Source organism: Actinomadura sp. ATCC 39365, assembly GCF_054392275.1.
In genome coordinates this window covers 6,867,860-6,880,338 of record NZ_CP184335.1, presented here as the reverse complement: position 1 = coordinate 6,880,338, position 12,479 = coordinate 6,867,860, and the positions used below count along the sequence as shown (strand labels likewise).

The following is a 12,479-nucleotide window of genomic DNA, read 5'->3' as shown; positions in this document are numbered from 1 at the left end:
CGGACGATGACCGGATCGTGCGCTTACCATCCGGATACTCCCTCACGCCCATCCACGGGGCTACGGGGACCGCTCGCTGCTACAGGACCGTCTGCTCCTACAGGACCCCCCGACTACAGGACCGCCACCAACTACAGGACCGTCTGCTCCTACAGGACCGCCGCCACTGAGGGAGCGGGCCGGTGCGGGCAAGACCTGTGTGGGCAGGACCGGGGCGGGCAGGACCGCGGCGGGCACGGGCGCGGGTCGGGGCGGGCGCCGACCGCACCGGGTCAGCCCACGCCCCACCCGTGCTTCTGCATGAGGACGGAGGCCACTCGCGCGAACCGGTCGCCGTCGAGCACCGCGCCCTCGCGGCGGATGTCGTCCTCGTCCAGCACGAAGACCCGGTCGAGCCGCAGGTACGACACCCGCCCGTCGCGGCCCCACGCGCCGACCTCCAGCCAGTCGGAGCCGTCGTCGCCCTTGCTGGACAACATCATGCCGAGCAGCCTGCGCCCCGTACGGCCCACGACCAGCAGCGGCCGGTCCTTGCCCCGCGACGGATCCTCCTCGTACGGCACCCACGCCCACACGATCTCCCCCGGATCGGCCAGGCCGTCGAGGTCGGGGGAGTAGGCCAGAGAGACGGGACCGCTGAGCGAGTGGACCTCGCGTACGACGCCCCGGGCGGGCCGGGGGTCCTCACCTAGATCACGCATTGGGGGAGCTTACGGCGGCAGGCGACCCGAAATCCACCCGCCCGAGGGCAGCGGGGGAGGTCAGCAGGCGGCGTAGGACCGTCGGGGTGTGGCCGACGTGGCGGCGGATCGTACGGGTCAGGTGGGCCTGGTCGGCGAACCCGAGGTCGGCGGCGAGAGCGGCCAGGCCGGTCTCGCCGCTCTCCAGGCGGTCGAGCGCCCGGCTCACGCGCACCCGGTTGCGGTAGTGGGTCAGCGAGACGCCCAGCTCGCGGGTGAAGGCCCGGCTGAGCCGGTAGGGGGAGACGGCCAGGAACTCGGCCAGCGGCAACAGGCCGGCGGCCGCCGGATGATCGGCCGAGATCGCCTCGCGGGCGGCGGCGGCGATGGCCGCGGTGGAGCGGGCGGGGGACGGGGCGGGCCGATGCGCCGCGGCCGCCCCCTCTGTGGTGGCCGGGGTGGCGGGCCCGGCCAGCTGGTTGAGGGTGGCGCCGGTCAGCGACAGCAGGGATTCCACCAGGGCGAAGTCGGGGTCTCCCACGCGGGCTGCGGCCAGCAGGCGGCGGTGCGCGAGCTCGAAGCGGGCGTCGACGTAGACCGTCGAGCGGGCCAGGCGGGTGGCGTCGCCCGCCAGCGTGCGCCAGAGGGCGGGGGACAGGGAGAGGGAGGTGCAGACGTCGCCGCCCGCCGGGTGGGCGAAGCGTTCCTCCTCGCCGGGCGCCCCGAGGTAGGCCATCGTCGGGTCGACGGCGGCCTGGCGGCCGTCGGCCATGCGGCGGAACGCGCCCCGGTGGACCAGCACCATGCGGTGGGCCCGGCCCACCTCGGGCCGTGACCATCCGCGGTGGTCGTCGACGCAGGTCACCAGGTCGAGGGTGAAGCCCTTCCCACGGGCCAGCAGCTTGGAGGATCGCACCCGCCGAACGTTACGCCCCACCACCGACAATCTCGCCCTCGGCACGGCTCGGGGCCTTCGACGACCTCTGCGGCCTCCGGGGTACGCGTCGGCTGGGGTACACGGAGGAGGCATGGCGGTATGCGGCGGGCGTAGGGCGCGGGGGGGGCGTGCGGCGTGGGCCGGGTGCGGCGGAGGCGTGTGGTTGCGAGGGGGGGGGGGGGGCGGCCGGGTGTGCGGCGGCCGGTGGGCGGCGGTGGGGTGGGCGGCTGGGTGCAAGGATGTTCAAGACCCTGGGTGGGCGTCACCGGCAGGGTGGTGGCATGACAACAGGGATGTCCTCCATGGTCTTCGACTGCGCCGACCCCGTCGCCCTGGCCGGCTTCTACGCCAAGGCGACCGGCTGGCAGGTAGGCGACTCCGACCCCGACTACGCCACCGTCACCGGCGGCCCCGTGTCGCTGGCCTTCCAGCGGATCGACGGCTACCGAGGACCGGGTTGGCCCAACGACGGCAAGCACGTGCACCTCGACCTCACCGTCCCCGACGTCGAGGAGGCCAGGCGGACGCTGGTCGCCCTGGGCGCCACCCTGCCCGACCACCAGCCGGGCGGCGACGACTGGACGGTCGTGCTCGACCCCGAGGGCCACCCGTTCTGCGTGATGCCGGGCTAGAGCTCGGCGAAGAACGACCTGACGTCCTCGGCCAGCAGGTCGGGGGCCTGCAGGGCGGCGTAGTGGCCGCCGCGCGCCGGCTCCGACCAGCGCACCACGTTGTGGGAGCGCTCGGCGTAGCGGCGGACCGTGCTGTCGCCGGGGAAGACGGCCACGGCCGTCGGCGTCCTGCCGGGCTCGGCGGGCGGCGCCCAGTCGCCGCCGCTCTCGCGGTACAGGCGCGCGGAGGAGCCGGCGGTGCCGGTCAGCCAGGTGATGGTGACGTTGGTCAGGACGTCGTCGGGGGCGACCCCGCCGGCGTCCTGGCCCCAGCTCGCGAACGCGTCCAGGTGCCAGGCGAGCTGGCCGGCCGGGGAGTCGGCCAGGGCGTAGGCGAGGGTCTGCGGCCTGGTGCTCTGGACGGCGGCGTACCCGGAGAACTCGCGGTGCCAGCGCTCGATCCGCCGCGCGCGTTCGGTCTCGGCCTCGGTCAGGCCGGACAGGTCGTCGGAGACGAACGCCGTGAGCGCGTTCAGGTGCACGCCCGCCACCCGGTCGGGGGCCATCCGGGCCAGGGCGGGCGAGACGAGCGAGCCGAAGTCGCCGCCCTGCAGGCCGTACCGGTCGTAGCCGAGGCGGTCCATGAGCTCGATCCAGGCGGCGGCGACCCGGCGCACGCCCCAGCCGGTCTCGGCGGTGGGGCCGGAGAAGGCGAACCCGGGCACTGACGGGATGACGAGGTGGAAGTCGCGGCTGAGCGGCTCGGCCACGCGGGAGAAGTCGGCGAACGTGCTCGGCCAGCCGTGCGTCAGCAGCAGCGGCAGCGCGCCGGGGCGTGGCGAACGTACGTGGGCGAAGTGCACGCGCTGGCCGTCGATCTCGGTCGTGAGCTGCGGCAGCTCGTTGAGCCGCGCCTCGTGCGCCCGCCAGTCGTAGCCGTCCAGCCAGTACGCGGCCAGCTCGCGCACGGCCTCGGGCGGCACGCCGTACGACCAGCCGACCCCCTCCAGGGCGTCCGGCCAGCGCGTACGGCCCAGCCGCGCCCGCAGGTCGTCGAGCGCGGACTGCGGGATGTCGATGACGAATCGGTTCATGCCGCCCACGCTAGGCAGCATTGCGGCCAGGATCGGGCCACAATGGACCCGTGCTCGACACCTCGGCGCGGCTCCTGCGCCTGCTCTCGCTCCTGCAGACCCGGCGCGAGTGGCCCGGCGCGGAGCTGTCGCAACGGCTCGGCGTGGCCCCGCGCACGCTGCGCCGCGACATCGACCGGCTGCGCAGCCTCGGCTACCCGGTGGGCTCCACGCCGGGGGTGGCCGGCGGCTACCGGCTCGGCCCCGGCGCGGAGCTGCCGCCGCTGCTGCTCGACGACGAGGAGGCCGTGGCGGTCGCGGTCGGCCTGCGCACGGCCGCCGGCGGCACCGTGACCGGCATCGAGGAGACCTCGCTGCGCGCCCTGGCCAAGCTCGAACAGGTGCTGCCCGCCCGCCTGCGGCAGCGCGTGAACGCCCTGCAGACGCACACCGTGCGCGTCGGCGGGCGGGGCCCGACGGTCGCCCCCGAGCTGCTGACCCGCATCACCGCCGCCTGCCGCGACCGCGAGCAGCTCCGCTTCGACTACACCGACCACGAGGGCGCCGTCACGCTGCGCAAGGCCGAGCCGCACAGCCTGGTCAGCAAGGGCAGCCGCTGGTACCTGGTCGGCTGGGACGTCGACCGCCACGACTGGCGCACGTACCGGGCCGACCGGATCGAGGTGCGCACGCCCAACGGCCCGCGTTTCGCCCCGCGCGAGCCGCCGGAGGCCGACGTCGCCGCCTGGGTGCGGCACCGGCTCGGCCACCAGATGTGGCCGGTCCAGGCCCGCTTCCTGATCCGCGCCCCGGCCGGACGGCTGGCCGGCCGCATCGGCGGCGAGGTCGAGCCGGTGGACGAGACCACCTGCGTGCTCACCATGCGCGGCGACGACCTGCACCTGATGGCCGTGGCCGTGGCCTTCCTCGACCTCGACTTCGAGGTGCTCGAACCGGCCGAGCTGAAGGAGCGCCTGCACGCGCTGGGACGGCGGCTGCTCTCTTCCAGAATATGATTCGGTCATGGCGACGTCAGCGTTCTTCACGCGCAAGGAGGGCGAGTTCGTGCCCGCCCCGCACGCGCGCAGCCCCTGGTCCCCCGACATGCTCCACGGCCGTCTGCTCGGCGGCCTGGCGGCCGGCGCCCTGGAGGAGCGGCACGCCGAGCCCGGCCTGCACTTCGCCAGGCTGACCGTCGACCTGTTCCGCAACAGCCCCATGCTGCCGGTCACGGTGGAGACCACCCTGGTCAGGGACGGGCGGCGGATCCGGGTCGCCGACGCCGTGCTCTCCACCGAACAGGGCGTGATCGGCCGGGCCTCGGCCGTGCTGCTCCGGCAGGGCGAGCAGCCCGGCGGCCGGCTGCCGCACACGCCCGCCTGGGACGAGCCGCCGCCCGCCGGCGACCCGGCCGAGGGGCAGGGCTGGAAGCCGCCGTTCGACCTGTGGCGGCTGACCGAGTGGGGGCAGGGCGGGCGCGACCGGGTGTGGCTGCGGGAGACCCACCCGCTGGTGGACGACGAGCCGCTGACCCCGCTCACCCGCGCCGCCCTGGCCGCCGACTTCGCCAGCCCGCTGGCCAACGTCGGCTCGGCGGGCGTCAGCTTCATCAATGCCGACTACACGCTGACGCTCGCCCGGCTGCCCGAGGGCGAGCTGATCGGCGTCGAGGCCACCGGGCACCTCAGCGCCGGCGGCGTCGCGACCGGCCAGGTCACCCTGCACGACGCGGCCGGCCCGATCGGGTTCTGCGCGGTCACGGCGGTGGCCAACCCGGTCGCCCTGACCGGCCGCTGACCGTCCGCCCAGCCCTGGGGGCGGTCAGGCGGGGCGCTCGGCCCGGTCGCCCGACCAGTCGGTGTGGAAGACGCCCTCCCGGTCCACCCGGTGGTAGGTGTGCGCGCCGAAGTAGTCGCGCAGCCCCTGCACCAGCGCGGCCGGCAGGCGGTCGCGGCGCAGCCCGTCGTAGTAGGCCAGCGCGGAGGAGAAGCCCGGCGTCGGCACGCCGATCCGCACGGCCGTGGTCACCACGCGCCGCCACGCGTCCTGTGCGGCGTTCAGCACGGCGGCGAAGGTCGGGTCGGCCAGCAGCGTCGGCAGCTGCCGGTCGGCGTCGTAGGCGGCGCGGATGCGGTCGAGGAACTTGGCCCTGATGATGCAGCCGCCGCGCCAGATGGTGGCCATGGCGCCCGGGTCGACGTCCCAGCCGTACTCCTTGGAGGCGGCGGCGATCTGGTCGAAGCCCTGCGCGTAGGCGACGATCTTGGACGCGTACAGGGCCTGGCGCACGTCCTCGATCAGCTCGCGGCCGCCGACGCCGGACAGCTGCGGGCCCTCCAGCGACGCGGCGGCGGCCCGCTGCTCCGGGTGGCCCGACAACGCGCGGGCGAAGACCGCCTCGGCGATGCCGGTCACCGGCACGCCCAGGTCGAGCGCGCTCTGCACGGTCCAGCGGCCGGTGCCCTTCTGCTCGGCCTGGTCCACCACGACGTCCACGAACGGCCTGCCCGTGGCCGCGTCGACCTGCTCCAGCACCTCGGCGGTGATCTCGATCAGGTACGAGTCCAGGTCGCCCCGGTTCCACTCCCTGAACACCTCGGCCAGCTCGGCCGGCGTCGCCCCCAGGGCCTGGCGCAGCAGGTCGTAGGACTCGGCGATGAGCTGCATGTCCGAGTACTCGATGCCGTTGTGGACCATCTTCACGAAGTGCCCCGCGCCGTCGGGGCCGACGTGCACCGCGCACGGCACCCCGTCCACCTTGGCGGAGATGTCCTGCAGGATCGGGCCCAGCGCCTCCCACGACTCCTTCGAGCCGCCCGGCATGATGCTCGGGCCGAGCAGCGCGCCCTCCTCGCCGCCGGAGATGCCGGTGCCGACGAAATGGATGCCGCGCTCGCGCAGCGCCGCCTCACGCCGCCGGGTGTCCTGGAAATGCGCGTTGCCACCGTCGACGATCATGTCGCCCGGCTCCATCAGCTCGGCCAGCTGGTCGATCACCGCGTCGGTGCCGGGGCCGGCCTTCACCATGATGATCGCCCGCCGCGGCCGCTTCAGCGACGCCACGAAAGCGGCCAGCTCCTCGGCCGGCACGAACGTGCCCTCCCCGCCGAACTCCCTGACCAGCTGCTGGGTGCGGGCCGTCGTGCGGTTGTGCACGGCGACGGCGTATCCGTGCCTGGCCAGGTTCCTGGCCAGGTTGCGCCCCATGGTGGCCAGGCCGGTCACGCCGATGTCTGCCAAATCCATCTCAATGCTCCTCTGTGGGGGATACGCACGATCAAGCTGGGAGGTTCGGCGAGATATTCCCCCTTCGCTCAGGACGGGGAGCGCACGCCGAGCTCGTCCAGCCTGTCGAGCATGTCCGCCGGATCGGCGTACACGCGGAAGGCTCCGGCGCGTTCGAGCTCGTCCCTGCCATATCCACCGGACAGCAGCCCGATGCCGAGCGCGCCCGCCCGGCGGGCGGCCAGCAGGTCCCAGACGCTGTCGCCCACCACCATCGCATGCAGCGGGTCCACCTGGACGAGCGCCGCACCGGCCAGGAACAGATCCGGGTCCGGCTTGGCCCGCCGCACCAGGTCGCGGGTGACCATCGGGGTGTCCTCCGGCAGGCCGAGCATGCCCAGCGCGAGCCGGGCCGTACGGGCGTAGCCGCTGGTCGCGATGGCCCACGGCACGCCGCGCGCGGTCAGCTCGCCGAGCAGCTCGGCCGCCCCCGGCAGCGGCCGGACCGACTCCACCTGCTGCTCGTACGCCTCGGCGTGGGTGACCTGCAACTGGTCGATCTGCTCCTGGCTCAGCTTCAGCCCGGTCTCGCGCAGCAGCGCGCTGACGAACAGGCCGCCGCTCATGCCGATGCGCCGGTGGATGCGCCACACCGACAGGTCGATCCCCATCCCGGACAGCGCCTGCCGCCAGGCGATGACGTGCTGGTAGACGCTGTCGATCAGGGTGCCGTCCAGGTCGAACAGGAACGCGGGCGTGGGGGCCTGCGGGAAGTCGTTCATGACGTCCATGACACCATGGGAGGTATGCGGATCATCATCGCGGGTGGGCACGGCAAGATCGCGCTGCGGCTGGCCGAGCGGCTCAGGTCCGGCGCGGTCGGCCTGGTGCGCAACCCCGCGCACGTGGCCGACGTCGAGGCCACGGGGGCCGCGGCCGTGCTGTGCGACCTGGAGAAGGCCACCGCCGACGAGGTGGCGGAGATCCTGCGCGACGCCGACGCCGTGATCTTCGCGGCCGGCGCCGGTCCGGGCAGCGGCGCGGCCCGCAAGGACACCGTCGACCGGGCCGCGTCCGTCCTGATGGCCGACGCCGCCGAGCGGGCGGGCGTGCGGCGGTTCATCCAGATCTCCTCGATAGGCGCGGGCCGCCCGCCCGCGCTGGGCAGCGACCCGGTCTGGGCCGCCTACATCGAGGCCAAGACCGCCGCCGAGGACGACCTGCGCGCCCGCGACGGCCTGGCCTGGACGATCCTGCGCCCCGGCCGCCTGACCGACGAGCCCGGCACGGGCCTGGTCCGGCTGGCCCCCGAGGTGCCGCCCGGCTCGGTGCCGCGCGACGACGTGGCCGCCGTCGTCATGGCGCTGCTGGAGAACCCGGGCACCGCGCATCGCACGCTGGAGCTCGTCTCCGGCGAAATGCCCGTCATCGACCTGGTGGCCACTGAGTAATGCGTCCCCTTTGCCGATTGCTGGCTATGAGTTGCGGCTTCTTCGGCTAGATGTCCCCCTGATGCACTAGGGGGAGATCAATGTCCGACATGCCGTTCAGGTCGTTCTTCGGGGGAGATCCGTTCAGGGGGTTCGAGGAGCTCACCGGACGGGTGTTCGGCGGGATGGAAGGCTGGCCGCCGTCGCGTCCCAGCGTGCAGCGGGTCGACGTGGGCAAGCTGCTCAGCGCCTCGGCCAGGGAGGTGCTCAGCCGGGCCCTGGAGGTGGCCGGGCAGCGCGGCGCGCAGGACATGGACGTCCTGGACATCCTCGACGCGCTGACCGAGTCCGACGCCACCCGTCCCCTGATGCAGGCGGCGGGTGTCGACCTCGGCAGGCTGCGCGACCGCATCGACGCCCTGACCGGACCCGGCACCGGGACCGAGCCGCCCACCACGCTCACCCCGGCGGCCAAACGCGCCGTCCTGGACGCCCAGCGCATCTCCCGCGCCCTCCAGTCCTCCTACATCGGCCCCGAGCACCTGCTGCTCGCCGTGGCCGCCAACCCCGACTCCGGCGCCGCCCGCCTGCTCCAGGAGCAGGGCGTCTCGGCCAACGAGCTGCAGCAGGCCATCATGTCCGGCGCGTCCCGTCAGCAGCACGGCGACGGGCGGCAGCCCACCGACACCCCCGCGCTCGACGAGTACGGCCGCGACCTGACCGAGGAGGCCAGGCAGGGCAGGATCGACCCGGTCGTCGGCCGCGAGGACGAGATCGAGCAGGCCATCGAGGTGCTCTCGCGGCGCACCAAGAACAACCCGTGCCTGATCGGCGAGCCCGGCGTCGGCAAGACCGCCATCGTCGAGGGCATCGCCCAGCGCATCGTCAACGGCAGCGTGCCCGACACGCTCAAGGACCGCCGCGTCGTCGCGCTCGACCTGACCGGCATGGTCGCCGGGTCGAAGTACCGGGGCGAGTTCGAGGAGCGCATCAAGAAGGTCATCGACGAGGTGCGCGCGCACGCCGACGAGACCATCGTCTTCATCGACGAGGTGCACACCCTGGTCGGCGCCGGCTCGGCCGAGGGCGGCATGGACGCGGCCAACATCCTCAAGCCCGCCCTGGCCCGCGGCGAGCTGCACGTCATCGCCGCCACCACCATCGACGAGTACCGCAAGAACATCGAGAAGGACGCCGCGCTCGAACGCCGTTTCCAGCCCATCCTGGTCAGCGAGCCCACCGTCGAGCAGACGGTCGAGATCCTGGCCGGGCTGCGCGACGCGTACGAGGCCCACCATCAGGTGCGCATCACCGACGAGGCCCTGGACGCCGCCGCCAACCTCTCTGCCCGCTACATCCCCGACCGTTTCCTGCCCGACAAGGCCATCGACCTGATGGACCAGGCCTCGGCCCGGGTCCGGCTGCGCTCACGCGCCCCCGACAGCGACGTGCGCGAGCTGGAGGAACGCCTCGACGCGCTGCGCCGCGACAAGGACCAGGCGGTCACCTCCGACGACTTCGACCGGGCCAAGGAGCTCACCGTCCAGATCGACAAGCTCCGTCCCGAGCTGGATCGCGCCCGGCAGGGCCACGACACCGTCCCGCAGGTCATGGTGGAGGACATCGCCGAGGTCGTCTCCCGGCGTACCGGCATTCCCGTCACCCAGCTCACCGAGCAGGAGCGCGAGCGCCTGATGCGGCTGGAGGAGCACCTGCACGAGCGGGTCATCGGCCAGGACGAGGCCGTCGTCGCCATCGCCGAGGCGGTGCGCAGGGCCAGGGCGGGCCTGTCGGACCCCAACCGGCCCATCGGCAGCTTCCTGTTCCTCGGCCCGACCGGGGTCGGCAAGACCGAGCTGGCCAGGGCGCTGGCCGCCGCGCTGTTCGGCGGCGAGGACCACATGGTGCGCATCGACATGAGCGAGTTCCAGGAGCGGCACACCGTCTCCCGCCTGATCGGCGCGCCCCCGGGTACGTCGGCTACGAGGAGGCCGGCCAGCTCACCGAGGCCGTCCGCCGCCGCCCGCACGGCGTCGTCCTGCTCGACGAGATCGAGAAGGCCCACCCCGACGTCATGAACATCCTGCTGCAGATGCTCGACGACGGCCGGCTGACCGACGGCCAGGGCCGCACGGTCGACTTCACCAACACCATCGTCATCATGACCAGCAACATCGGCGCCCAGCTCATCCTGGACGCCGAGGGCGACACCCCGCAGCTCCAGGACGAGCTCATGGACCTGCTGCGCCACTCCCTGCGCCCCGAGCTGCTCAACCGCATCGACGAGGTGATCGTCTTCAAGCGGCTGGAACGCGAGCAGCTGCGCCAGATCGTGGACCTGCTGCTGGAGCGCACCCGGCAGCGGCTGCGCGGCCAGAACGTCACCCTGGAGGTCAGCGACGAGGCCAAGGACTGGCTGGCCCGGCGCGGCTACCAGCCCGAGTTCGGCGCCCGCCCGCTGCGCCGCACCGTGCAGCGGGAACTGGACAACCGCCTGTCCACGATGCTGCTGACCGGCGAGGTGGGCGAGGGCGGCAAGGTCACGGTGGACGTCGAGGACGACCGGCTCCGGCTCAGGGCCCACAACCCCGAGCCGGTCGGCTGACCGGTCAGCGCCGCGGCAGACGGGCGCGCTCGCGGCACTCCTCCAGGGTGAGGGCCGCCAGCGCCTCGCGGACGACGGGCACGCACACCGGGGCCATCGACAGGCTCGACACCCCGAGCCCCACCAGCAGCGGCGCGACCGCCGGGTCGCCGGCGGCCTCGCCGCACACCCCGACCGGCTTGCCCGCCCGCAGCCCGGCCTCTGCGCACATGCCGACCAGCCGCAGCAGGGCGGGCTGGGCCGGGTCGAGCAGGTCGGACAGGCCGGGATGCTGCCGGTCGGCGGCGAAGGTGTACTGGGCCAGGTCGTTGGTGCCGACGCTGAGGAAGTCCACCTCGGCCAGCAGCTCGTCGGCCTGGAGGGCGGCGGCGGGCACCTCGACCATCACGCCCGCGCGGGCGATGCCGCGGGCGCGCACGCGGCAGGCGAAGTCGGCCGCCTCGCGCGCGGTGGTCACCATGGGGGCCATCACCCGCACGTCGGCGCCCGTGGCGCGGGCGGCCTCGGCGATGGCGTCGAGCTGGGCGTCCAGGACGCCGGGCAGCACGCGGTCGACGCGCAGGCCGCGCACGCCCAGCGCCGGGTTGGGCTCGGCCGGCAGGCCGAGGAAGGGCAGCGGCTTGTCGGTGCCGGCGTCGAGCGTGCGCACGGTCACCGGCCCGCCCCCGGCGAACACCTCCGCGTACGCGGCGACCTGCTCCTCGTGGGAGGGCGGCCGCCTGCGGTCGAGGAACAGGAACTCGGTGCGGAACAGGCCCACGCCCTCCGCGCCCGGCCGCAGGTCCGCGGCCGAGCCGATGTTGTGCAGCAGCCTCACCGGGTGGCCGTCGGCGGTCCTGCCGGGGCCCGCGCCGGCCGCCAGCCGCTCCCGGTCGCGCCGGTCGGACTCCTGTACGCGGTCGGCCTCCGGGCCGGTGAGGCCGACCGTGACCTCGCCGGTGACGCCGTCCACGCCGATCATCGTCCCGTCGGGGACGTCCAGGACGCCCGCGCAGGCCACCACGGCGGGCAGGCCCCGGCCGCGGGCCAGGATCGCGGTGTGGCTGGTGGGCCCGCCGTGCTCGGTGACCAGCGCCAGCACCCGCGGGCCCAGGCCGGCGGTGTCGGCGGGCGACAGGTCCCCGGCCACCAGCACGAACGGATGGCCGGGGTCGGGCACGCCCGGCATGGGCAGGCCCAGGGCGGCGGCCACCGCGCGGGACCTGAGGTCGTCGAGGTCGGCGGCCCGTTCGGCGAGGTAGCCGCCCAGCGCGGCCAGGGCCTCCTGGTGCGCGGAGAAGGCGGCGTCCAGGGCGTGGGGGGCGTCCAGGCCGTCGTCGCGCACGTGCGCCTCGGCCTGTTCGCGCAGCTCCGGGTCGGCGGCCATCATGGCCAGCGCCTCCAGGATCTCGGCCGCTTCGGCCTCCGCGTGGGCGGCGCGGCGTTCCAGGTCGGCGGCGAGGGCGTCGAGGGCCTTCGCGGCGGCGGCCGTCTCGGCGCCGGGGTCGGTGACCCGGCGGGGGGCGGGCAGCACGGGCGGGGTCGCCATCCGCACCACGGGCCCGGCGGCCCGGCCCTGGCTGACTCCCACGCCCTTCAGCGTCGCCTCAGGCATCGCACGCCTCACCGGCCCCGGCCCCAGTCGCCGCAGCCGCGCCGGGCGCGGGGGCGGCGTCGAGGTCGCGGGAGAGCAGGGCGGCCAGCGCGTCGAGCGCCTCCTCGGCCCCCGCGCCCTCGGCCTCCAGCGTCACCACCGTGCCCTGCGCCGCGCCCAGCGACAACACCCCCAGCATGCTGCCGGCCGGCACCGACTTCTCGCCGAGCCGCACCCGCACCGGCACCCCGAGCCGGGCCGCCTCCCGCACGAACACCTTCGCCGGACGCGCGTGCAGGCCGCCGGCGCAGGCCACGGCCACCGTTCGACTCGCCATCGCCAACC

11 protein-coding genes and 1 pseudogene are annotated in these 12,479 nt (G+C 74.3%); 5 read left to right on the top strand and 7 right to left on the bottom strand.

Translation table 11 applies throughout. From position 1 onward, the window contains the following. Positions 1-272: 272 nt before the first annotated feature. Together ACNF49_RS33690 and ACNF49_RS33685 are read right to left on the bottom strand one after the other, a co-directional pair. Positions 273-701 carry a type II toxin-antitoxin system PemK/MazF family toxin gene (locus ACNF49_RS33690; RefSeq protein ID WP_357987222.1) on the bottom strand — a complete coding sequence of 143 codons (429 nt, stop codon included), beginning with the start codon at positions 699-701 and terminating at the stop codon, positions 273-275. Beyond that, the gene (locus tag ACNF49_RS33685) at positions 694-1,596 is read right to left on the bottom strand and encodes a helix-turn-helix transcriptional regulator (protein WP_482940083.1); all 903 of its coding nucleotides are present in this window, start codon (positions 1,594-1,596) and stop codon (positions 694-696) included. Before ACNF49_RS33685 ends, ACNF49_RS33690 begins: the two co-directional genes overlap by 8 nt. A 302-nt stretch (positions 1,597-1,898) precedes the next feature. On the opposite strand from ACNF49_RS33685, the gene ACNF49_RS33680 reads away from it, so the two are divergent. Further along, the gene (locus tag ACNF49_RS33680; RefSeq protein ID WP_482940082.1) at positions 1,899-2,249 is read left to right on the top strand and encodes a VOC family protein; all 351 of its coding nucleotides are present in this window, start codon (positions 1,899-1,901) and stop codon (positions 2,247-2,249) included. On the opposite strand, the gene ACNF49_RS33675 is transcribed toward ACNF49_RS33680, so the two are convergent. Then, the gene (locus ACNF49_RS33675) at positions 2,246-3,322 is read right to left on the bottom strand and encodes an epoxide hydrolase family protein (RefSeq protein WP_482940081.1); all 1,077 of its coding nucleotides are present in this window, start codon (positions 3,320-3,322) and stop codon (positions 2,246-2,248) included. The two genes, ACNF49_RS33680 and ACNF49_RS33675, sit on opposite strands and share 4 nt — an antisense overlap. 50 nt (positions 3,323-3,372) lie before the next feature. Between ACNF49_RS33675 and ACNF49_RS33670 the strand changes: the two genes are divergently transcribed. Both ACNF49_RS33670 and ACNF49_RS33665 read left to right on the top strand, forming a co-directional pair. Next, positions 3,373-4,317, top strand: a complete 945-nt coding sequence (locus ACNF49_RS33670; RefSeq protein ID WP_482940080.1) for a helix-turn-helix transcriptional regulator — start codon at positions 3,373-3,375, stop codon at positions 4,315-4,317. Positions 4,318-4,324: 7 nt separating this feature from the next. After that, positions 4,325-5,098: an acyl-CoA thioesterase domain-containing protein gene (locus ACNF49_RS33665; protein ID WP_482940079.1), complete on the top strand. Its 774-nt coding sequence runs from the start codon at positions 4,325-4,327 to the stop codon at positions 5,096-5,098. Between the two features lie 24 nt (positions 5,099-5,122). On the opposite strand, the gene gnd is transcribed toward ACNF49_RS33665, so the two are convergent. After that, positions 5,123-6,547 (bottom strand): NADP-dependent phosphogluconate dehydrogenase, encoded by a 1,425-nt coding sequence (gnd, locus tag ACNF49_RS33660; RefSeq protein ID WP_482940078.1) that lies wholly within the window; start codon positions 6,545-6,547, stop codon positions 5,123-5,125. 68 nt (positions 6,548-6,615) lie between these two features. Further along, positions 6,616-7,308 (bottom strand): HAD family hydrolase, encoded by a 693-nt coding sequence (locus ACNF49_RS33655; protein WP_357987279.1) that lies wholly within the window; start codon positions 7,306-7,308, stop codon positions 6,616-6,618. 24 nt (positions 7,309-7,332) lie between these two features. Here ACNF49_RS33655 and ACNF49_RS33650 point away from each other — a divergent pair, with 24 nt between their 5' ends. Both ACNF49_RS33650 and ACNF49_RS33645 read left to right on the top strand, forming a co-directional pair. Beyond that, a complete protein-coding gene (locus ACNF49_RS33650; RefSeq protein ID WP_482940077.1) occupies positions 7,333-7,977 on the top strand; it encodes an SDR family oxidoreductase in 645 nt (214 codons plus the stop codon). An 80-nt stretch (positions 7,978-8,057) separates the two neighbouring features. After that, positions 8,058-10,561 (top strand): annotated as a pseudogene (locus ACNF49_RS33645) (ATP-dependent Clp protease ATP-binding subunit). A 4-nt stretch (positions 10,562-10,565) separates the two neighbouring features. Here the strand turns inward: ACNF49_RS33645 and ptsP are convergent. Then, complete coding sequence (gene ptsP, locus ACNF49_RS33640) at positions 10,566-12,155, bottom strand: phosphoenolpyruvate--protein phosphotransferase (RefSeq protein WP_482940076.1); 1,590 nt, start codon at positions 12,153-12,155, stop codon at positions 10,566-10,568. After that, positions 12,148-12,471: an HPr family phosphocarrier protein gene (locus ACNF49_RS33635; RefSeq protein WP_482940075.1), complete on the bottom strand. Its 324-nt coding sequence runs from the start codon at positions 12,469-12,471 to the stop codon at positions 12,148-12,150. Before ACNF49_RS33635 ends, ptsP begins: the two co-directional genes overlap by 8 nt. Positions 12,472-12,479: the final 8 nt, after the last annotated feature.

Excerpts from the sequence above, each read along its gene's own strand:
- ACNF49_RS33680 (WP_482940082.1), top strand. The coding sequence starts at position 1,899 with ATGACAACAGGGATGTCCTCCATGGTCTTCGACTGCGCCGACCCCGTC.
- ACNF49_RS33655 (WP_357987279.1), bottom strand. The coding sequence starts at position 7,308 with ATGAACGACTTCCCGCAGGCCCCCACGCCCGCGTTCCTGTTCGACCTG.
- ACNF49_RS33690 (WP_357987222.1), bottom strand. The coding sequence starts at position 701 with ATGCGTGATCTAGGTGAGGACCCCCGGCCCGCCCGGGGCGTCGTACGC.
- ptsP (WP_482940076.1), bottom strand. The coding sequence starts at position 12,155 with ATGCCTGAGGCGACGCTGAAGGGCGTGGGAGTCAGCCAGGGCCGGGCC.
- ACNF49_RS33675 (WP_482940081.1), bottom strand. The coding sequence starts at position 3,322 with ATGAACCGATTCGTCATCGACATCCCGCAGTCCGCGCTCGACGACCTG.
- ACNF49_RS33650 (WP_482940077.1), top strand. The coding sequence starts at position 7,333 with ATGCGGATCATCATCGCGGGTGGGCACGGCAAGATCGCGCTGCGGCTG.
- ACNF49_RS33665 (WP_482940079.1), top strand. The coding sequence starts at position 4,325 with ATGGCGACGTCAGCGTTCTTCACGCGCAAGGAGGGCGAGTTCGTGCCC.
- gnd (WP_482940078.1), bottom strand. The coding sequence starts at position 6,547 with ATGGATTTGGCAGACATCGGCGTGACCGGCCTGGCCACCATGGGGCGC.
- ACNF49_RS33635 (WP_482940075.1), bottom strand. The coding sequence starts at position 12,471 with ATGGCGAGTCGAACGGTGGCCGTGGCCTGCGCCGGCGGCCTGCACGCG.